This window comes from Ruegeria sp. CG1 (assembly GCF_056537265.1).
In genome coordinates, this window is the sequence record NZ_JBQFRF010000012.1 from 23,823 (window position 1) to 44,204 (window position 20,382).

The window sequence follows — 20,382 nt, forward strand, 5'->3', positions numbered from 1 at the left end:
CCCTTGGGAAGAAGGAGACAGCCAATGACCAAATATGATGCCGATTGGGTGCGGGCCGAAGAAGCCAAGCGCAAATGGATGGCAGAAAACGGTCTCTATTCAGAGGAAGAAGAACATTCCTCGTGCGGTGTGGGCCTTGTTGTGTCCGTCGATGGTAAGCCGTCACGCAAGGTGGTGGATGCCGGGATCGATGCGCTAAAGGCAATCTGGCATCGCGGCGCGGTGGATGCGGACGGTAAAACCGGGGATGGCGCAGGTATCCATGTGCAGATCCCTGTCCCATTCTTCTATGATCAGATTCGTCGCACGGGTCATGAACCAAACTTGGATGAACTGGTTGCTGTCGGTCAGGTTTTCCTGCCCCGCACGGATTTTGGCGCGCAGGAACAGTGCCGGACCATCGTGGAAACCGAAGTTTTACGCATGGGTTACTATATTTATGGCTGGCGACATGTGCCGGTTGATGTGACCTGTCTGGGCGAAAAGGCCAACGCGACCCGGCCCGAGATCGAGCAAATTCTGATCTCGAACTCCAAAGGCGTGGATGAAGAGACATTCGAGCGTGAGCTCTATGTCATTCGTCGCCGTATTGAAAAAGCGGCGCTGGCCGCAGGAATCTCGGGGCTGTATCTGGCATCGCTGTCTTGCCGGTCGATCATCTACAAAGGCATGATGCTGGCCGAGCAGGTCGCTGTTTTCTACCCCGACCTGATGGATGAGCGGTTCGAGTCCGCTTTTGCCATTTACCACCAGCGCTATTCGACCAACACGTTCCCGCAATGGTGGCTGGCCCAGCCCTTCCGTATGTTGGCCCACAACGGTGAGATCAACACGCTGAAAGGCAACATCAACTGGATGAAAAGCCACGAGATCCGCATGACCTCGGATAGCTTTGGCGTCTATGCCGAGGATATCAAACCGATCATAGCGGGCGGATCGTCGGATTCCGCCGCATTAGACTCGGTATTCGAGGTCTTGGTGCGTGCGGGGCGCTCGGCGCCGATGGCGAAAACCATGCTGGTTCCGGAAAGCTGGTCCAAGCAAGCTATCGAGCTGCCGCAAAGCTGGCGCGACATGTATTCCTACTGCAATTCAGTGATGGAACCTTGGGATGGCCCTGCTGCGCTGGCAATGACGGATGGCCGCTGGGTGTGTGCCGGTTTGGATCGGAATGGTCTGCGCCCGATGCGCTATGTGGTAACCGGCGATGGTCTGGTCATCGCGGGGTCCGAGGCGGGTATGGTGCCGATTGATGAGGCCACCGTGACCGAAAAAGGCGCGCTGGGACCGGGCCAGATGCTGGCTGTCGATATGAAAAAGGGCAAGCTGTTCCGCGACAAGCAGATCAAGGACAAACTGGCCCGAGCACTGCCGTTTGGCGACTGGGTCGGCAAGATCAACGATCTGGACGAGTCACTTGCGGGCGTGACGGAACACCCGAAATTCACCGGAGAAGAACTGCGCAAGCGTCAGATCGCGGCCGGGTATTCTGTAGAAGACCTAGAACAGATTCTTGCCCCGATGGCAGAGGACGGCAAAGAGGCGCTGGCTTCGATGGGGGATGATACGCCCTCGGCTGTTCTGTCCAAGCAATACCGCCCGCTCAGCCACTTTTTCCGGCAGAACTTCAGCCAGGTGACGAACCCTCCGATCGACAGTTTGCGTGAATACCGTGTGATGTCGCTGAAGACGCGGTTCGGCAACCTTAAGAACGTGCTGGACGAAGACAGCAGCCAGACCGAGATCATCGTTCTGGAAAGCCCCTTTGTCGGCAATGCACAATGGGACACCCTGGTCAATCAACTGGGTTCACCCCTTGCGGAGATCGATTGTAGCTTTGAACCCGGCCGAGGCGCTCTGAGCGCCGCCTTGGCACGTGTTAGAGCCGAAGCAGAAGAAGCCGTGCGCTCGGGCGCGGGTCACTTGGTTCTGTCTGACATGAATTCAGGGCAAGGTCGTGTGGCGATGCCGATGATCCTGGCCACCAGTGCTGTGCATTCGCATTTGACCCGTCAGGGTTTGCGGACCTTTTGTTCGCTGAACGTGCGGTCTGCTGAATGTGTTGATCCTCACTACTTTGCGGTTCTGATCGGCTGTGGCGCGACTGTTGTGAACGCCTATCTGGCCGAAGATTCACTGGCTGATCGCATTGACCGTGGTCTGCTGGACGGCACCCTGACCGAAAACGTTGCTCGCTATCGCGAAGCCATCGACCAGGGTCTGCTGAAGATCATGGCCAAGATGGGGATTTCGGTGATTTCGTCCTACCGTGGAGGCCTGAACTTTGAGGCCGTGGGCCTCAGCCGTGCCATGGTGGCCGAGTATTTCCCAGGCATGACCAGCCGGATTTCAGGCATCGGCGTCACCGGTATTCAGGCCAAAGCCGAGGAAATCCACGCCAAAGGCTGGGACACGGGTCTGGATGTGCTGCCCATCGGCGGTTTCTACAAAGCGCGCAAATCGGGTGAGACCCACGCGTGGGAAGCGACCTCGATGCATATGATGCAAATGGCCTGTAACAGAGCCTCATATGAACTGTGGAAGCAGTATTCGGCCAAGATGCAGTCGAACCCGCCGATCCACCTGCGCGATCTGATGGATTTCAAACCGCTGGGCAAGCCGGTACCGATTGAAGAGGTCGAATCGATCACCTCGATCCGCAAACGGTTCGTTACGCCGGGCATGTCGCTGGGCGCGCTGAGCCCCGAGGCGCACAAGACGCTGAACGTGGCGATGAACCGGATCGGTGCCAAGTCTGACTCCGGCGAGGGCGGGGAAGATCCCGCGCATTTCGTGCCGGAGCCCAATGGCGACAACCCATCGGCCAAGATCAAACAGGTGGCCTCGGGCCGGTTTGGTGTAACCGCCGAATACCTGAACCAGTGCGAAGAACTGGAGATCAAGGTCGCGCAAGGCGCGAAACCCGGTGAGGGTGGTCAGTTGCCGGGCATGAAGGTCACCGACCTGATCGCGCGTCTACGGCACTCGACCAAGGGCGTGACGCTGATCTCGCCGCCGCCGCACCACGACATCTACTCGATCGAGGATCTGGCGCAGTTGATCTACGATCTGAAGCAGATCAACCCGCGCTGCAAGGTGACGGTGAAGCTGGTTGCGTCCTCGGGCGTGGGTACGATTGCTGCCGGTGTGGCCAAGGCGAAAGCGGATATCATCCTGATTTCGGGCCACAATGGCGGTACAGGCGCATCGCCCGCGACGTCGATCAAATATGCTGGTCTGCCGTGGGAGATGGGTCTGACTGAGGCCCATCAGGTTCTGGCGATGAACAACCTGCGCGACCGTGTGACCCTGCGGACCGATGGTGGCCTGCGGACCGGTCGCGACATCGTCATGGCCGCGATGATGGGGGCCGAGGAATACGGCATCGGTACCGCCGCCCTGATCGCAATGGGCTGTATTATGGTGCGTCAGTGCCAGTCGAACACCTGTCCGGTGGGCGTGTGTACGCAGGACGAATCGTTGCGTGCCAAGTTTACTGGCAACGCGGACAAGGTGGTGAACCTGATCACCTTCTACGCACAGGAAGTGCGAGAACTGCTGGCTAGCCTCGGCGCACGTTCGATTGACGAAATCATCGGTCGTGCTGATCTGCTAGCACAGGTCAGCCGCGGATCGGCGCATCTGGATGATCTGGACCTCAACCCGCTGTTGATCACCGTCGATGGCGCACATGATATCGTCTACAACCGCGACAAGGATCGTAATGCAGTGCCGGATACGCTGGATGCCGAGATTGTGCGCGATGCAGCACGGTTCCTGAAAGACGGTGAGAAGATGCAACTATCTTACGCGGTGCAGAACACGCATCGGACCGTGGGTACACGTGTCTCAAGCCACATCGTCCAGAATTTCGGCATGCGGAACACGTTCCAGGACGATCACTTGCATGTGAAGCTGCAGGGTTCGGCGGGCCAGTCGCTGGGGGCTTTTGCCGCTCCAGGTCTCAAGCTGGAGGTCTCGGGTGATGCCAACGACTATGTCGGCAAGGGGCTTTCGGGCGGCATGATTGTTGTGCGACCCCCGCAGGTGAGCCCGCTCAAGGCGGAATATAACACCATCATTGGCAACACCGTCCTATACGGTGCCACCGATGGCCACCTATTTGCAGCAGGCCGCGCAGGTGAGCGGTTCGCGGTGCGAAATTCAGGTGCCAGAGTGGTGATCGAAGGCTGCGGCTCGAACGGGTGTGAATACATGACCGGCGGCATTGCGGTTATTCTCGGCGATATCGGTGCTAACTTTGGTGCGGGGATGACGGGTGGTATGGCTTATCTGTACGACCCCGAAGGCAAGGCCGAAGCGCTGATGAACATGGAGACGCTTGTCACCTGTCCGGTGACAGTGGACCATTGGGAAGATCAGCTGAAAGCAATGATCGAGCGCCATGTCGCGGAAACCAATAGCCGCAAAGCCATTGATATCTTACAGCATTGGGATGTGGAAAAGACCAACTTCCTGCAGGTTTGCCCGAAAGAGATGTTGAACAAGCTCAGTCATCCTCTGACCACCGAGGTGGCGGCGGTTCCTGCAGAATAGGTCTTGAGAGATCTAAATCTTTGGCCCGGCGTGTCGTTCCCAACACGCCGGGTATTCTTTTGTCTGGCCATATTGTTTCCAATTCTTGTGTAATGCCGTGCATAACGCCTAGCTTTAGTCATAGTTTATTCGGGAAATGCAGGCATGCTGCTATCCCAATGATGTGAGTGAAGTGGAATATCGGTGTGCCCACGACGTATACAGACCAGTTTTTTGTGCTCGACCCGGCCAATCCGGGTGCGAACGGAACCGTTGTTGGATCCACGCTGAACGTCGAGTTCTTTGATATCATCGATCAGAATGACGATGATCTGGTCAACCGGCTGAATGGAGACTCGGTTGACGGATCTGACATCACTGCGTCTTACTTCAATGATATGGTGACGATCGAGTTGCCGGGTGGTGCGCAGGTTACATATACCGGCGTTACCTTCTACCTTGCTGACGGGCGCGAGGTTTTTACCCCAACAGACGGCTCGGTTCTGCAGCAAGGCACGTTTGTTTCTTCTTCAGTCACCGATTTTAGCGATGATGGGGCTTCGTTTGGTTCGGTCGATATCGCCAACGGTGATCTCGGTCCGCCTTGCTTTACGCCCAGCACATTGATTGATACCCCCGATGGGCCCCGGCCGGTCGAGGACCTGAAACTTGGAGATCTGGTTACGACCGCGGATAGCGGCGCTAAACCTGTGCTCTGGATTGGTCGGACCAAGGTGGCAGCCGAGGGTAAACTGGCCCCCATTCGGTTCGAGACAGGGATGTTCGGGATCACGCGCCCTCTGCTTGTTTCGCCGCAGCACAGGATGCTGATCGATGATTGGCGTGCACCCTACCTGTTTGGCCATGAAGAAGTTCTGATCGCTGCCCATTGTCTTGTGAACGGAACAACAGTCACGCGTGTCGAAGGGGGCGAGGTGGATTATATCCACATTCTGTTCCGGCGACATGAGATCGTGTTCGCCAATGGCGCCAAAAGTGAAAGCTACTACCCGGGACATGCACTGACCCAGGCCGAGCGTCGGACGCAAGCAGAAGTATTGGCCTTGTTCCCGGAGTTGGCGGCGCGCGGAGCAGCCTCAGTCAGAACTGCACGCCCGGTTGTGCGACCGCGCGACGGACAGATGTTGTCGAAATAATCCGTTTCAAATACGCCCTTCGCGGCGTATAGCAAGGCATGGCAAAAAAAGCAGTCCGCAAACCGCGCGGTAAGAAAAAGAAGGCGTCCAGATCAAACAAAACAACAGGCCCCATCGCTCGGATACGGCGCTGGGCCCTTCGTGTTGTTCTGGCGATGGTCGTGGCTTTTGTGTCTTTGGTTCTGATCTATTCAGTCGTGAACCCGCCGGTCACGCATACGATCTGGTCCGAGTGGCGTCGGCTTGGGAAGGTTGATCGCGAGTGGGTGCCGATCGAAGAGATTGCCCCGATCATGGCGCGGTCGGTCGTAGCAGCCGAGGATGCCAACTTCTGCCTGCATTGGGGCTTTGATGTCGAAGCGATCCGCGATGCGCTGGAAGACGGCGGCAGCCGGGGTGCATCGACCATCACGCAGCAGGTGGTCAAGAATGTATTTCTCTGGCAGGGGCGCAGCTGGGTCCGCAAGGCGCTTGAAACCTCGATGACACCGGTTGTTGAAATCGTCTGGAGCAAGCAGCGCATTCTCGAAGTGTATCTGAACGTCGCGGAAACCGGACAAGGGATCTTTGGCGTCGAGGCCGCGGCGCAGAAGTATTATGGGGTGAGTGCGGCAAAAATGTCTCCGACACAAGCGGCGCGTGTGGCGGCGATTCTGCCATCCCCGCGCAACCGGTCGGTGACGGATCCATCGGTGCGGACCCGCAGGCGTGCCGCGTCAATTCTGGATGGAGCGGCCACCATCCGCGCAGATGGACGCGCCGCGTGTTTCGAGGATTGAAACCCAGACCCCTCAGCGGCTAAAGCTTGAAGGGTACTCTACTGGTTCGAATGGAAGTTCATGGCGCGTCTGTTTCACGTTCCCCTCTCGCCCTATTGCCGCAAGGTTCGCCTGTCTCTGGCCGAAAAGAAGATCGAGGTTGAGCTGGTCGAAGAACGATACTGGGAACAGGACCCGGATTTTTTGCGCCGCAACCCGGCGGGTAAGGTTCCTGTGCTGCGACTGGATGGTCAGATCATGGCCGAAAGCGCCGCGATCTGCGAATATATCGAAGAGACCCGACCCGAGCCACCCTTGATGCCTAAAAAAGCCGAAGCACGTTATGAGGTGCGGCGTTTGGTAGGCTGGTTTGATGACAAGTTTCACCACGAGGTGACCTCAAAGCTACTGTATGAGCGGGTGAACAAGAAAGTAACGGGGCAAGGCTATCCGGACAGCAAGAACGTCAAGGAAGGCGCGCGCGCGATCAAGTATCATCTGGATTATATGGCCTGGCTGCTGGATCACCGTCGCTGGCTGGCCGGAGATCAGATGACATTGGCCGATTTCGCCGCGGCGGCGCATCTGTCGGCGCTGGATTACATTTCGGACGTAGATTGGAACCGAAGCTCTGCGGTGAAGGACTGGTACGCCAAGATCAAATCCCGCCCGGCGTTCCGCTCGATTCTGGCGGATCAGGTTCCGGGATTCCGGCCACCGCCACATTACGCGGATCTGGATTTCTGATAGATTGAGGGGTAGGGGGCTGTCCGCCCCCTCTTGGCCATTGGGCCAATTCACCCCCGAAGGTATTTTTGGCCAGATGAAGAGCGGATCGGAGTTGAAACAGCGGTTGGTGGAGCAAGCCTTGTCTGAGGGGTTTGTCGCCTGTCGGGTTTGTCGTCCTTGGGATGTGCCCCTTGTTCCCGAACGGTTGGATGCCTTTCTACAAGCCGGATATCATGGCCAGATGGGCTGGATGGCTGAGCGGGCTCATTGGCGCGGTGATCCGTCTGTGCTGTGGCCTGACGCGCGGTCGGTGATCATGCTTGCGGAGAGCTATACGCCCGAGCATGACCCGACTGCGGTGCTGGCGCATTCCAACTTGGGCGCCATTTCGGTTTATGCGCAGAACAAGGATTATCACGATCTGGTTAAGAAGCGCCTCAAACGATTGGCGCGCTGGCTGATTGCCGAGGGTGGGGGTGAAGTGAAGGTGTTTGTCGATACTGCTCCGGTGCCAGAGAAGGCGCTGGGGCAGGCCGCTGGGCTGGGGTGGCAGGGCAAGCATACCAATCTTGTCAGTCAGGATTGGGGAAATTGGGCCTTTTTAGGGTCTGTTTTCACAACTTTAGATTTGCCTGTGGATGGCGCTGAGGTCGACCATTGTGGCTCATGCTGCGCGTGTTTGACGGCCTGTCCGACCGACGCGTTTCCGGCACCGTATCAGTTGGATGCGCGGCGCTGTATTTCGTATCTGACCATCGAGCATAAGGGGCCGGTGGAGGAAGAGTTGCGCGCGCTGTTGGGCAACCGAATCTATGGCTGCGATGATTGTCTTGCAGCCTGCCCGTGGAACAAGTTTGCGGTCGCGGCCAGTGACCTTCGCTATGCGGCGCGGGAGGAGCTAAAGGCGCCTCCGTTGGCGGAACTGGCGCAGCTGGATGACACAGCATTCCGCGCGATGTTCTCGGGCTCGCCGATAAAGCGGATCGGCCGGAATCGGTTCGTGCGGAACGTGCTTTATGCGATTGGGAACTCAGCGGTGCCGGCGTTACTGCCGGTTGCACAGGCGCTGACCGATGATCCGGATCCGACCGTGGCTGATGCAGCGCGCTGGGCGGCATCCCGGTTGTCGTAAACAGGCTGGACGCGCCGCAGGAAAACGCTACACCCGGTTCTGGCGAACAGATGGAGGACCCGATGGCGTTGGCTTTGGGGGTGGATACGGGCGGAACCTATACGGATGCGGTGCTGATCCGGGATGAGCGCGAGGTGATCGCGTCGGCCAAATCGCTGACCACGCGAGCGGATCTAGCGATTGGTGTGGGCCGCGCGGTTTCTGCCGTGCTGGAGACGGCTGATGTGTCTCCGGATCAGATTGGGATGGCATCGTTATCGACAACGCTGGCCACCAATGCGTTGGTCGAAGGCCAGGGCGGGCGCGTGGCGTTGATCTATGTCGGGTTTCGGGAAAGCGACCTTGAGAAACACGGTTTAAGAGAGGCGTTGAAGGGCGATCCGGCTTTGGTACTGACCGGGGGGCACAACCATGCCGGGGGTCAGGTCGCCGAATTGGATGTTGCAGGGCTAGAGGCCTTTTTAGACTCACATTCAGGCATTTCCGGCTATGCGGTTGCGGCACAGTTCGCGACCAGGAATCCGGCGCATGAACTGGAAGTGGCGCGCGTGATTTCCGAGCGAACGGGAGTGCCGGTCACGTGCTCTCATCATCTGTCGGCCAAGCTGAATGGGCCAAAGCGTGCGGTGACCGCCGTGCTGAATGCACGATTGATCGGGATGATCGACCGCTTGATCGGGCGCGCGCAGGATCAGTTGCGCGCGCAGGGCATCACCGCCCCAATGATGGTTGTGCGCGGGGATGGCGCTTTGATGAGCGCCGAGCAGGCGCGGGAGCGTCCGATTGAAACGATCCTAAGTGGCCCTGCGGCCTCTATCGTTGGCGCGCGCTGGCTGACTGATGTTGAGAACGCGCTGGTGTCCGATATCGGCGGGACTACGACCGACGTCGCGCTGATCAGAGATGGCAAACCTGCCATCGACCCCGCAGGCGCGCAGGTTGGCGGTTTCCGGACCATGGTTGAAGCGGTTGCGATGCGGACTCATGGTTTGGGCGGTGACAGTCAGGTGCATGTGGTGACCGAAGGCTTGGGCGGCGGTGTCTTCCTTGGGCCGCGTCGGGTGCTGCCGGTGTCGCTGATCGCAGCTGAGGCCCCGGATGTGGTACATGCGGCATTGGATGAGCAATTGCGGGCGACGACCGTAGGTGAACATGACACGAGGTTTGCCCGTCGTGTGTCGGGTATCCCCGCCGATGGGGTCGGGCCGCGTGAATCAGTGTTACTGGACCGGTTGGAGGATCGTGTTGTGCCGCTCAGCAGTCTGTTGCAAACCCGGATGGAGCATGGGGCACTGGGTCGTTTGGTGGATCGCGGGATCGTACAGGTCTCGGGTGTCACCCCTTCGGATGCCAGCCATGCTCTGGGGCGGCTTGCGGATTGGGACTGCTCGGCAGCGCTCAAGGCGCTGGAACTGATGGCGCGTAAGCGGGTTGGATCAGGGGACAAGCTGGCAGCATCGCCTGAAGCGCTGGCTCAGCTCATTGTCGATCAGTTGACGAAACAAACCTCATTGACCTTATTAGAGATTGCTTTTGCCGAGGAAAGCCATGGGTTTGACCAGCCTGCAAGAGATCTGGCCCGGCATGTTCTGACGCAGCGCGGGCTGGCGAAACACCGTGGGTTGTTGGCATTGGATGCCGCGCTGAATGTGGATGTAGTGGGCCTTGGGGCTTCGGCCCCCAGCTATTACCCGGCAGTCGGAGAGCGGTTGCATTGCAAGATGGTCCTGCCAGAGCATGCCGGTGTTGCAAATGCCATCGGTGCGGTTGTCGGGCGGCTGACCCTTCGGCGGGCCGGTTCAGTTACGTCCCCGGCCGAAGGCCGCTATCGGGTACATCTGGAAGAGGGGCCGCAGGATTTCTCGGACTCGAATTCCGCTCTGCAGCTGCTTGAAGAGGTGCTGCGCAACGAGGCTGAGGGCGCGGTGCGCCAAGCAGGTGCCGAGGATATACGCGTGACAGTCGACCGCGATATCCGCACCGCCAAGATTGAGGCGCAAGAGGTTTTCGTCGAAGCGTTGATCACGGTTGAAGCGAGCGGACGACCTCGGGTGGCGGTCGGATAGCCCCGCAAGGGGCTACCGCGCATATCATTCTGCCGCACTGGAGCGTTTTGGCAGCACCCAGTCCGGGCGCGGGAAATGGCAGGTGTATCCGTTGGGGATGCGCTCTAGGTAATCTTGATGCTCGGGCTCGGCTTCCCAGAAATCGCCGACGGGTTCGACTTCGGTCACCACATTGCCGGGCCAAATGCCGCTGGCGTTGACATCGGCAATTGTATCTTCGGCCACCTGTTTCTGGGCATCGTCCACATAGTAGATCGCCGAGCGATAACTCATTCCGCGGTCATTGCCCTGACGATTCAGGGTAGTCGGGTCGTGGATCTGGAAAAAGAACTCTAGCAGATCACGATAGGTGATCTGGGTCGGGTCGAACCAGATTTCGATCCCTTCAGCATGGGTGCCGTGGTTGCGATAAGTTGCGTTTGGCACATCGCCGCCGGTGTATCCGACGCGGGTGCGCGAGACGCCGGGCAGTTTGCGGATCAGGTCCTGCATGCCCCAAAAGCAGCCTCCGGCCAGAACGGCGCGTTCATCGGTCATCAGATATCCTCCACATGGATCAGAAATTCGCCATACCCTTCGGCCTCCATCTCGTCGCGATGAATGAACCGCAGCGAGGCGGAATTGATGCAATAGCGTAGCCCGCCATGTTCGCGGGGGCCATCGGGAAACACGTGGCCCAGGTGGCTGTCGCCGTGTTTCGAGCGGACCTCGGTCCGGATCATGCCATGAGTGGTGTCGCGAAACTCTTCGACATGTTCATGTATGATTGGCTTGGTGAAACTGGGCCAGCCGCAGCCGGATTCGTATTTGTGGGTCGAGGCGAACAACGGCTCGCCCGAGACGATATCCACGTAGATGCCCGGTTCCTTGTTGTTCAACAGCTTGCCAGTGCCCGGGCGTTCGGTGCCGCTGCGCTGGGTGACGTGAAATTCTTCAGGTGAGAGGGCCGCAATGACCTCGGGGTCTTTGGTATAACGGGACATGGATCCTCCGGTGTTTGAATGATGATGTCCTATTTGGGCATAGATGCGCAGGAATCAAAACCATATTACAGCGCGCTCGCGGGTCTGTGCAGTTGATCCAAACGAATGCACGGCGCGTATGATTTATAACAGGAGGTGAAGTGATGTTCCGTATGGCTCTGTTGACTGCTCTGATCTTGTTGGGCAAAGCCCTTCAGGCGGCACCACTGACGGGCGAATTTTCATCAATCGATGGTGGGACAATATCACTGGAAGACTGGCGCGGACAGCCCGTGCTTGTGGTCAACACGGCGTCACTTTGCGGCTTTACCGGACAATACGCAGCGTTGCAGGAGCTGCACGAAACATATGAAGAACGCGGGCTGGTGGTACTGGCGGTCCCGTCGAATTCGTTCAAACAAGAGCTGGCGTCGTCGAAAGAGGTCAAGAATTTTTGCGAACTAAATTATGACCTTACGCTTCCGATGACGGATATCACTCCAGTGAAAGGTTTGGATGCCCATCCGTTTTACCGAGCTGTTGCTGCGCAGACTGGCTTTGTCCCGAAATGGAACTTTAACAAAGTGCTTATTGGCCCCGAGGGTGAGGTCGTTGCCACCTATGGGTCAAGCACCAAGCCAAATGCGCCTAATTTGATAGATCAGGTCGAGGCGTTGCTGCGCTGACCGGGCTCGCGCGACAGCTGTACGGCAAGAATACCCAGTGTTGTGATCAGAACCCCCACCGCATCCAATGGGCCCAGCTTCTCACCCAGTAAAATGGCGGCGATGGTCACGCCGAATACCGGGTTGAGGAAATGGAACGTTGCTGCACGGATCGGGCCGATGCGATCCAGTAGCAGGAACCAGATGAAAGTTGCCAGAAGGCCCGGGAATAACGTGGTGTAGGTGAAAGCCAGCATAAAAGGCAGTGTGGCGTGGATATGAATAGACTCGAACACCGGGGCGGCGAGAAACAGCACCGCCGATCCGATAAGCATCTGCAGCCCAACCACCATCATGAAGTTACCGCCCGAAGTCGCCCCCCGAACAGCCAAGGTGGCAAAGGTCAGCGCCAGCGCCCCGATTCCGCAGAGCAGAACCCCGAACAGATCGACACCAGCGTTAATCCGGCTACCCATGATCAGCGCGACACCGACAAAACCTGCCAGCAAGCCGACGATGCCCAGCGGGCGTATCCGCTCACCCAATAGCAGCCAGCCGGCTAGGGCTACCAGCAGGGGCATAGTCGAGGCGATGATCGCCGCGACCGAAGCCTCGACTGTCTGCATCGCATAGAAGTTTAGACCCAAATAAAGGGCATTTTGGCAGATTCCGAACAGAATAGTGGCGCGCCATTGGTTGCGAGTCAGGCGCCAGCTTTGCCCCATGGCGCGTGCGATCGCCACGCCCATTAGTCCCGAAATCAGAAATCGCAGCGCCAACGAGAACAAAGGCGAGGCATCGGCAACGATGATCCGCGCCGAGCTGAAGGCCGAAGACCAGATGAGGGCGAAAACAAGCCCCATGGCGATGGCGCGCAGGTCCATTACGGCCTCCTGATGAAATTCGGGCGACTGTTCCTGATTTTAACATGAGCTGCAAGGACCCATTGCGTCGAATAGCGGGGTCGCCCGATAGTTGGCATCAATGAGCTTGCGCGCAATGAGAATGAGCAGAGCTTTTTGTAGAAAAGCGCTGCTCATCATTATGATTCAGCTTGTCGCTTGATTCAGGCGAAAAAGCTAAGATCGTCCATCGAGAACCAACCCGCGTTCTCGACATGGTCATTGGTAATTTCACCTCCCGATGCAACGAACTCGACGTGATCAATATCGCGCCAGTCAAACTCGTGTGTGACGTGATCGAATGTCAGATCGACCTCTGCGGAGTGCACCAGCTCATCGCCATTATAGGCATTGATTGTGACTTGGTTTGCCCAGTTCGATTCAGGAATACACGTGGTGTCCGATCTGGAAGCATTGGCCAAGGAAACGCTGTTGAAGTTGAATTCTTCGCCATCGCTTTTGGAGAAGCCAACCGTTGCCCCCCAGGAATTGAATGCCTCCAGGTCGGGGTCGGGGTTTGAGCCACCGTATTCGTATGGGGTTAGAATGCCATCAGTGTTGCTCTGCCCTTTGCTAACACTTGCAATAAATACACCATTCAGCACCTGATCATTGTCTTTGATGCGGGTTCCGTCATTGAAATCCAGCACGAACTCTTCAAGCGGGTCAGGCGGGGTCAGTTCCGGGAAGTATTGGAACAAGGATTCAGGGATGTCCTCGACCTTTTCATACAAAGAAATCTCTTTCCCGGCTGCGTCTGGATAGCTGGTGACTTTCAATGCCCAAGAAGCACTGTCGTCCCCGTCCAGTTGCAGCACGTCAGAACGTTTTCCATCCGCATAAAGTGTAACGGTTACGTCCCCATTATCTTTCTCCAGCCGACGTTCCGAGATTTGTCCGTCCTGATAGGCGGTCGTGATCGAATCCCAGGATTTCGCATCCAGCTCATCAGTCTGGCTGATGCTGACGCGCTGGCCATTTGACCAGACCTCGTGCTTCGCGACACCGTTGTCATATGTCGTTGTCTTTTCAGATATCTTTCCACTGCCATCAAATGAGGTGCTGATGGTTTCCCACGACTTTATGTCGCTTCCGTCTGTCTGCGTTACGTTGCTACGCTGTCCGTCTGTCCACGTTTCCTGTTTGACAATTCCATTGTCATAGGTGGTCGTCCGTCCGGTTGTCTCTCCGTTGACATCGAAGAACGTGTCGATCCGATCCCAGGATTTGGTTTGTAGAAAGTCCTGAACAGTACTGAAATGACCGGGCGCGAAGGCTTAAACCGTCTGGGCACCATTATCGTTTGTTATCGTGCGGCCTATGATATTGCCCGACGCATCATAGCGTAGAACGATCTGGTCCCAGGGTTTTGCACCGTCTCCGAAAAACCCATCTTGGATGACAATCTCATTCGGAACACCATTTTGAAAGGTCTCGGTCACGCGGATACTGTCTGGATAAACCGTTCCGCGTTCGGTCATTATGCCATTGGCGTCATAGTCAATGAACCGATTATCAAAGCCCAATGCCTCTTCTGTTCCGACATAAAATTCCTGACGCAAAACGCCGTCTTCGTAAGTCCCGAAGACCTCGTATCCGGCATCAAAAGTCGTCCGCGTTGCAACGACAACATCGTCTTCAATCGTGTATTGAATGCTCGCCCAGTCGAATTGATTTTCTGTATCAAATTCAGTGGTTTGATATCGTGCCATAAGTCGAGATTCCTCAATAATACTTCCCATTGAGCGAGTGGATGAGGAATATGACACAACTATGGAGATAGTAGTGAAAACTCAATATCAATCAGATGTTTGAATGGCTTGTTCAAGCAAAATAAAAGGGCCGCCAGGTGGCGACCCCTTCGATCTTGTGATCTGTCTTCGGCGAATTAGCCGTTGACGCTGTCTTTCAGAGCTTTCGCGATGGTCATTTTGACCACTTTGTCGGCTTCTTTCTTGAACTGCTCGCCGGTGGCGGGGTTGCGCACCATGCGCTCGGGGCGCTCGCGGCAGTAGATTTTGCCAACGCCGGGCAGGGTGACGGCACCACCGGCCGAAACTTCGCGAGTGATAAGGCCGGTCATGGCCTCCAGCGCGGCATTTGCGGATTTCTTGTCAGTTCCCATTTCCTCAGCGAGAGCAGCCACCAGCTGAGTCTTTGTCATAGGCTTTGCCATTTCTTGGTCTCCTTAACGTGCCCGATCTATAGGGCCTCACCGCGTAACTGTAACGGGATATTGTGGCTGAACACAACGAATAGTAGCACTAAAAACCCCAAAAATAGGGGAAATTCGTTGCTTTTTTGCTTCAGAGAAAGGCCGTTTCGTCAAACGAACGCAATTTCCGGCTGTGTAACCGTTCCAGCGGCATGCCGCGCAAGTGCTCCATCGCCCGGATTCCGATCGCCAAATGACGACTGACCTGAGTGGTATAGAACGCCGAAGCCATGCCGGGAAGCTTTAATTCACCATGCAAGGGCTTATCCGAGACGCACAGCAAGGTGCCGTAAGGAACCCGGAACCGATAACCGTTGGCTGCGATTGTTGCACTTTCCATATCCAGCGCAATCGCACGGGACTGGCTGAGCCGTTGCACCGGGCCGGACTGATCGCGAAGCTCCCAATTGCGGTTATCGACCGAGGCGACTGTACCTGTTCGCATGATACGTTTCAGCTCGTAGCCTTCCAACTCGGTTACCTCGGCCACAGCCTGTTCCAGCGCGACCTGGACTTCGGCCAGCGGTGGGATCGGCACCCAGACGGGCAGGTCGTCGTCCAGCACTTTGTCCTCGCGCAGGTAGGCATGTGCCAGTACGAAATCCCCAAGCGCCTGCGTGTTGCGCAGACCGGCGCAGTGGCCGACCATCAACCAGGCGTGCGGGCGCAGAACCGCAATGTGGTCGGTGGCCGTTTTGGCATTCGATGGCCCGACGCCGATATTGACCAGCGTGATCCCAGACCCATCCGCGCGTTTCAGGTGGTAGGTTGGCATTTGCGGCAGTTTAAGGGGCTGTTCCAGTACGGCTTCGGCGTCCGTGATCTCAACATTCCCGGTCGAGACAAAGCTGGTATAGCCGCTGTCGGGATCAGCGAGTTGCGCCCGTGCGTAGCTCTCAAATTCCGAGACATAGAACTGATAGTTGGTGAACAGCACGTGGTTCTGGAAATGACCGGGGTCTGTCGCGGTGTAATGCGAAAGCCTTGCCAACGAATAGTCCACGCGCTGGGCCGTGAACAGCGCAAGGGGCCCGGCTTCGTTTTCCAGCTCGTGCACGCCATTCACGATATCGTCGTTTGTTGTATTCAGGTCCGGTACATCGAACGCATCGCGCAGAGTGAACCCAGCTGCACCCTGATGCGGGACAACCAGATCCGGGTTATTGGCGACAGCGAAATGGACCGGGATCGGCGTTTCCGAAGCTCCGATTGTGACCGGTTGATCGTGGTTCTTGATCAAAAGCGCGATCTGCTGGGTCAGGTAGGACCGGAACAGATCGGGGCGCGTCACTGTCGTGGCGTGCGTGCCCGGCTCGGACACGTGACCGAAGCTCAGCCGGCTGTCGACCTGCGCGTAAGACGAGGTCCTGATCCGGATTTCGGGGTAGAACGCCCGAAACCTCTCGGTAGGAGCGCCGTTCTTAAGTGCATTTGCAAACCTATCGCACAGGAATTTTGTCGCCTGTTCATAGAGCTCTTCCAAACGTGCGACAGCTGCAAGCGGATCGCTAAATTTCTCGGGGTTGGGAACGTCAGGTGTTCGGATAGTAGTCATGCAAGGGGTTCCAGAAGATCGATCTTTTCAAATGTGCGCACGTCCACCAGCCCAAGATCCGAGATCCGCAGCTCAGGGATCACAACCAAGGCCAGCAGAGAGTGCTGCATATAGGCGTTGTTAAGCTGACAGCCGCAGGTCTTCATCGCCTCGACCATTTGTTCAGCTTTGGCGGCAACGTCAGTCGCTGGGCTGTCGGACATCAGGCCTGCGATAGGCAGTTCCACCAGGGCCAGTTCTTCACCATCGCGAAAGATTGTGATGCCTCCGCCCACTTCGGCCAGCCTGTTCGCGGCCAGTGCCATCTGTTCACGGTCGGTACCGACAACAATCATATGGTGGCTGTCATGCGCAACGGTCGAGGCCATGGCCATTTTGCCTTGATACCCAAAGCCCGAGACAAAGGCGTTGGTCACACCTCCGGTAGCGCGATGCCGTTCGACCAATGCGATTTGGCACACATCGCCTTCGCCTTCAACAAGCCCTTCGATAATCGGCAGCTCGGATTTCAGTGCCTGCGTCGGGGCCTGATTTTCAACCACCCCGATCACGTTGGCCGTGACACGGTTCGCTCCGGCAGGGGCTGCGATCTCAAAGTCTGTCGAGGTCAGCGCGTGCCCTAGGTGTACGGTATTTCGCGCCTTATCGGGCCAGTTCAGATGCGGGCATTCGACCGTTACCGTCCCGTTTTCAGCCACAATCTGACCGCGCGCGACCACGGTTTCGATCGGAAGCTCTACCAGATCAGAACTCAGGATAATGTCAGCGCGCCGCCCGGGTGTGATCGAGCCGATCTCGCGTTCCAACCCAAAATGGGTCGCCGTGTTGATTGTCGCCATTTGCAGCGCAACCAGAGGATCGCAACCACAGGCAATCGCATGTCGCACTACGCGGTTCATGTGTCCGTCATTTACCAGCGTTCCCGAATGGCAGTCGTCGGTGCACAAGATGAAGTTGCGCGGGTCCAGCCCTTTTTCAGTCACCGCAGTAATCTGGCTTTCCACATCATACCAGGCCGACCCCAACCGCATCATTGACCGCATTCCCTGACGGACACGTGCGATGGCGTCGGCCTCGCAGGTGCCTTCATGATCATCGGCAGGGCCACCAGCGACGTAAGCGGCAAATTCAGGCCCTAAATCTGGCGAAGCATAGTGCCCGCCAACTGTTTTACCGGCGCGTTGTGTGGCCGCGATCTCTGCCAACATCTTCGGATCGCCATGAATGACTCCGGGAAAGTTCATCATCTCGCCCAGTCCGATGATACCGGGCCAAGACATCGCCTCAACCACATCCTCGGCGGTGATCTCATACCCTGTGGTCTCAAGCCCCGGTGCTGAGGGTGCACAGGACGGCATCTGGGTGAAGATGTTCACCGGCTGCATCAGCGCTTCGTCATGCATCAGGCGTACGCCTTCCAACCCCATCACATTGGCGATCTCATGCGGGTCGGTGAACATCGAAGTCGTCCCATGCGGAGTGACTGCGCGGGCAAATTCTGCCGGGGTCAACATACCAGATTCGATATGCATATGTGCGTCGCATAACCCCGGCACCAAATAGCGACCGTGCGCCTCGATGATCTGAGTCTCAGGACCGATACAATGCGCGGAGTCCGGCCCCACAAAAGCAACGCGCCCCGCAGCGATCGCCACGTCATGGTCAGGCAGGGTTTCGCGGCTATGCACATTGACCCAGACGCCGCCACGGATCACCAAATCGGCAGCCTCGCGGCCAGCAGCAACAGCAATGAGACGAGGGGCGGTATCGGGCCAACTTGGGAAGGGAGTGTATTCCATGGCCCAACTTTCCCGAATGCGGCGCAAGGTGCAACCCCCACTATTAAGGTATCATGGAATCATCACAAAACCTGCCATCCGCAGCGCGCCAGCGCTGCCACGCCCAACCAGAGGAGATGCCCAAAGGGCATCAAAGATGGGCGGGAGCGACCCGCGATTAGTTGTGGCGATCGGCTTCAATCTCCGCGCGCAGCCAGTCGACAAACGCCAACGCGCCCGGCGTTTCCTCGGCTTGGGGCGATAGCAATAGATAATAGGCCTCGGGCATAGTAGCGCGATGGTTGAACGGCGCGATCAGGCGGCCTTCTTCAATCAACCGTTTTGCGATCATGTCGTGGGCTAAACACAAGCCTCCTCCGGCCATCGCAACCGACAGGCTGACCAGATAGGTCGTCGAATAGGTTACCTTAGGTTTCCCCCAAGTTAGGCCCTGATCTGTGATCCAGCTCTCCCAATTCGACAACAAATTTGAACAGTCGAACAGGGGCTGTTCCTGCAGAGTTTCCAGCGTCACCGGGAAGTCGGGGGCACAGACAGGATAGTAGTGATCTGTCCGTAGCAATTCCGTTCGCACCGTATCGGCTGGGCGCAGCGAATAGCGGATTTCCACCGCCGCGCCTTCGGCCATTTCGCGAGGCTCCCACAGTTCGGTGAAGATATTCAGATGTACATCCGGATGCAGTTCCCGAAACCGGGGTAGGCGCGGAGCCAGCCAGTTGACGGCAAATGTGATATTGCTCTGGACCTGAACCGCGTTTTGTTGTGCGCCCGTGACGGCTTGTGTCCCCCTTACCAGAGTTCGAAAGGCTTCACGCACGACCGGCAGATAGGTGATACCAGCTTCGGTCAGCTCCAATGCACGCGGACGACGTAGGAATAATGGCTGACCCAAATAGCCCTCTAGTGATTTGATTTGCTGGCTGACTGCGCTTTGCGTCATGTTCAAATCCCGCGCCGCCCCCGTGAATGACAAATGACGGGCCGCCGCTTCAAATGTGCGTAGCCAGCCGAGCGGTGGAAGTGATTTCTGCATGCTCATAACTCTGCCAGTAGTTTTACTAATGAACTAGGCATGTTTTTTTCGTTGGTCAAACGTTTGCGGTGAAGGCACGATTTCCCAGAAGTCAATTGACAAGCGAAGGAGCCCGGCATGAGCGTTACAAACCTGCGTCCCAACATCGATCATTGGTCCGAACGCGTGGACATGGCCGCCGCATTCCGCTGGACCGAACGGTTGAACATGCATGAAGGGGTGGCGAACCATTTCAGCCTTGCGGTGAACGAAGACGGCACGCAGTTCCTGATGAATGCCAATCAGATGCATTTCGCGCGTATCAAGGCGTCAAATCTGCTGCTGCTTGATGCCAATGACAAAGATGTCATGGACCAGCCCGGCGCACCGGATCCGACGGCTTGGGGGCTCCACGGATCGATCCACCGCCATTGCCCGCATGCGCGCTGCGTGATGCACGTGCATTCGATTTTTGCGACGGTTCTTGCCTCGCTGGCAGACAGCAGCTTGCCGCCGATCGATCAGAACACCGCAACTTTCTTCAATCGCTACGTAATCGATGAAGAATTCGGAGGTCTGGCTTTTGAAAGCGAAGGTGAGCGCTGTGCCGCGATGCTGTCGGACCCGAAAAAGAAAGTCATGATCATGGGCAACCACGGGGTTTTGGTGATCGGCGACAGTCCGGCAGATGCCTTTAACAGACTCTATTATTTTGAACGCGCCGCAGAAACGTACATTCGTGCTCTTCAAACCGGGCAACCTTTGCGCGTTCTGTCCGATGAGATTGCTGAGAAAACCGCGCAAGAGCTTGATGAATATCCCGGTCAGGCCGAAGCACATTTACGCGAAATCAAATCTGTTCTGGATGCCGAAGGCTCGGATTACGCAACCTGA

17 protein-coding genes are annotated in these 20,382 nt (G+C 57.1%); 8 read left to right on the top strand and 9 right to left on the bottom strand.

The features are described 5' to 3' along the window. The first annotated feature begins 24 nt into the window (after positions 1-24). From gltB to ACR0AU_RS20830, 6 genes are all read left to right on the top strand, one after another. Entirely contained in the window at positions 25-4,557 is a 4,533-nt protein-coding gene (gene gltB / locus ACR0AU_RS20805; protein WP_170734096.1) for a glutamate synthase large subunit, read from the top strand. A 185-nt stretch (positions 4,558-4,742) separates the two neighbouring features. Then, positions 4,743-5,693, top strand: a complete 951-nt coding sequence (locus ACR0AU_RS20810) for a Hint domain-containing protein (RefSeq protein WP_170734097.1) — start codon at positions 4,743-4,745, stop codon at positions 5,691-5,693. A gap of 38 nt (positions 5,694-5,731) precedes the next feature. Continuing rightward, positions 5,732-6,472, top strand: a complete 741-nt coding sequence (gene mtgA, locus ACR0AU_RS20815) for a monofunctional biosynthetic peptidoglycan transglycosylase (RefSeq protein ID WP_170598598.1) — start codon at positions 5,732-5,734, stop codon at positions 6,470-6,472. Positions 6,473-6,532: 60 nt separating this feature from the next. Further along, positions 6,533-7,198: an FtsZ-binding protein FzlA gene (gene fzlA / locus ACR0AU_RS20820; RefSeq protein ID WP_170399162.1), complete on the top strand. Its 666-nt coding sequence runs from the start codon at positions 6,533-6,535 to the stop codon at positions 7,196-7,198. 76 nt (positions 7,199-7,274) lie between these two features. Beyond that, positions 7,275-8,312: a tRNA epoxyqueuosine(34) reductase QueG gene (gene queG / locus ACR0AU_RS20825; protein ID WP_170734098.1), complete on the top strand. Its 1,038-nt coding sequence runs from the start codon at positions 7,275-7,277 to the stop codon at positions 8,310-8,312. Between the two features lie 62 nt (positions 8,313-8,374). Then, the gene (locus tag ACR0AU_RS20830) at positions 8,375-10,378 is read left to right on the top strand and encodes a hydantoinase/oxoprolinase family protein (RefSeq protein ID WP_480796229.1); all 2,004 of its coding nucleotides are present in this window, start codon (positions 8,375-8,377) and stop codon (positions 10,376-10,378) included. Positions 10,379-10,402: 24 nt separating this feature from the next. Here ACR0AU_RS20830 and msrA read toward each other — a convergent pair whose 3' ends face one another. Continuing rightward, on the bottom strand, positions 10,403-10,915 hold the full coding sequence (gene msrA, locus ACR0AU_RS20835; protein ID WP_170408742.1) for a peptide-methionine (S)-S-oxide reductase MsrA: 513 nt from the start codon (positions 10,913-10,915) through the stop codon (positions 10,403-10,405). After that, positions 10,915-11,361 carry a peptide-methionine (R)-S-oxide reductase MsrB gene (gene msrB, locus ACR0AU_RS20840; RefSeq protein WP_170399151.1) on the bottom strand — a complete coding sequence of 149 codons (447 nt, stop codon included), beginning with the start codon at positions 11,359-11,361 and terminating at the stop codon, positions 10,915-10,917. Before msrB ends, msrA begins: the two co-directional genes overlap by 1 nt. A 143-nt stretch (positions 11,362-11,504) precedes the next feature. On the opposite strand from msrB, the gene ACR0AU_RS20845 reads away from it, so the two are divergent. Next, positions 11,505-12,026 (top strand): glutathione peroxidase, encoded by a 522-nt coding sequence (locus tag ACR0AU_RS20845; protein WP_170598604.1) that lies wholly within the window; start codon positions 11,505-11,507, stop codon positions 12,024-12,026. On the opposite strand, the gene ACR0AU_RS20850 is transcribed toward ACR0AU_RS20845, so the two are convergent. The 7 genes from ACR0AU_RS20850 to ACR0AU_RS20880 all read right to left on the bottom strand — a co-directional run bounded on the left by ACR0AU_RS20850 (position 12,002) and on the right by ACR0AU_RS20880 (position 19,509). After that, complete coding sequence (locus tag ACR0AU_RS20850) at positions 12,002-12,889, bottom strand: DMT family transporter (protein WP_170426241.1); 888 nt, start codon at positions 12,887-12,889, stop codon at positions 12,002-12,004. The genes ACR0AU_RS20845 and ACR0AU_RS20850 overlap by 25 nt on opposite strands. A gap of 182 nt (positions 12,890-13,071) precedes the next feature. After that, positions 13,072-13,725 (bottom strand): hypothetical protein, encoded by a 654-nt coding sequence (locus ACR0AU_RS20855; RefSeq protein WP_480796230.1) that lies wholly within the window; start codon positions 13,723-13,725, stop codon positions 13,072-13,074. Between the two features lie 459 nt (positions 13,726-14,184). Next, positions 14,185-14,619, bottom strand: coding sequence for a hypothetical protein (locus ACR0AU_RS20860; protein ID WP_480796231.1), 435 nt, complete (start codon positions 14,617-14,619; stop codon positions 14,185-14,187). Between the two features lie 176 nt (positions 14,620-14,795). After that, on the bottom strand, positions 14,796-15,083 hold the full coding sequence (locus ACR0AU_RS20865) for an HU family DNA-binding protein (protein ID WP_010442901.1): 288 nt from the start codon (positions 15,081-15,083) through the stop codon (positions 14,796-14,798). Positions 15,084-15,213: 130 nt separating this feature from the next. Further along, positions 15,214-16,677 (bottom strand): AMP nucleosidase, encoded by a 1,464-nt coding sequence (locus ACR0AU_RS20870; protein WP_170399140.1) that lies wholly within the window; start codon positions 16,675-16,677, stop codon positions 15,214-15,216. Then, entirely contained in the window at positions 16,674-18,476 is a 1,803-nt protein-coding gene (ade, locus tag ACR0AU_RS20875) for an adenine deaminase (protein ID WP_480796232.1), read from the bottom strand. The genes ACR0AU_RS20870 and ade overlap by 4 nt, the downstream gene beginning before the upstream one ends. 157 nt (positions 18,477-18,633) lie before the next feature. Beyond that, a complete protein-coding gene (locus ACR0AU_RS20880; protein WP_170734101.1) occupies positions 18,634-19,509 on the bottom strand; it encodes a LysR substrate-binding domain-containing protein in 876 nt (291 codons plus the stop codon). Between the two features lie 117 nt (positions 19,510-19,626). Here ACR0AU_RS20880 and ACR0AU_RS20885 point away from each other — a divergent pair, with 117 nt between their 5' ends. Then, positions 19,627-20,382 (top strand): class II aldolase and adducin N-terminal domain-containing protein, encoded by a 756-nt coding sequence (locus ACR0AU_RS20885; RefSeq protein ID WP_170426232.1) that lies wholly within the window; start codon positions 19,627-19,629, stop codon positions 20,380-20,382.

Bases quoted from the DNA above. Each gene is read 5' to 3' on its own strand.
- gltB (WP_170734096.1), top strand. From the start codon at position 25: ATGACCAAATATGATGCCGATTGGGTGCGGGCCGAAGAAGCCAAGCGC.
- mtgA (WP_170598598.1), top strand. From the start codon at position 5,732: ATGGCAAAAAAAGCAGTCCGCAAACCGCGCGGTAAGAAAAAGAAGGCG.
- fzlA (WP_170399162.1), top strand. From the start codon at position 6,533: ATGGCGCGTCTGTTTCACGTTCCCCTCTCGCCCTATTGCCGCAAGGTT.
- queG (WP_170734098.1), top strand. From the start codon at position 7,275: ATGAAGAGCGGATCGGAGTTGAAACAGCGGTTGGTGGAGCAAGCCTTG.
- ACR0AU_RS20830 (WP_480796229.1), top strand. From the start codon at position 8,375: ATGGCGTTGGCTTTGGGGGTGGATACGGGCGGAACCTATACGGATGCG.
- msrA (WP_170408742.1), bottom strand. From the start codon at position 10,915: ATGACCGATGAACGCGCCGTTCTGGCCGGAGGCTGCTTTTGGGGCATG.
- msrB (WP_170399151.1), bottom strand. From the start codon at position 11,361: ATGTCCCGTTATACCAAAGACCCCGAGGTCATTGCGGCCCTCTCACCT.
- ACR0AU_RS20845 (WP_170598604.1), top strand. From the start codon at position 11,505: ATGTTCCGTATGGCTCTGTTGACTGCTCTGATCTTGTTGGGCAAAGCC.
- ACR0AU_RS20850 (WP_170426241.1), bottom strand. From the start codon at position 12,889: ATGGACCTGCGCGCCATCGCCATGGGGCTTGTTTTCGCCCTCATCTGG.
- ACR0AU_RS20860 (WP_480796231.1), bottom strand. From the start codon at position 14,619: ATGGCACGATATCAAACCACTGAATTTGATACAGAAAATCAATTCGAC.
- ACR0AU_RS20865 (WP_010442901.1), bottom strand. From the start codon at position 15,083: ATGGCAAAGCCTATGACAAAGACTCAGCTGGTGGCTGCTCTCGCTGAG.
- ACR0AU_RS20870 (WP_170399140.1), bottom strand. From the start codon at position 16,677: ATGACTACTATCCGAACACCTGACGTTCCCAACCCCGAGAAATTTAGC.
- ade (WP_480796232.1), bottom strand. From the start codon at position 18,476: ATGGAATACACTCCCTTCCCAAGTTGGCCCGATACCGCCCCTCGTCTC.
- ACR0AU_RS20880 (WP_170734101.1), bottom strand. From the start codon at position 19,509: ATGCAGAAATCACTTCCACCGCTCGGCTGGCTACGCACATTTGAAGCG.
- ACR0AU_RS20885 (WP_170426232.1), top strand. From the start codon at position 19,627: ATGAGCGTTACAAACCTGCGTCCCAACATCGATCATTGGTCCGAACGC.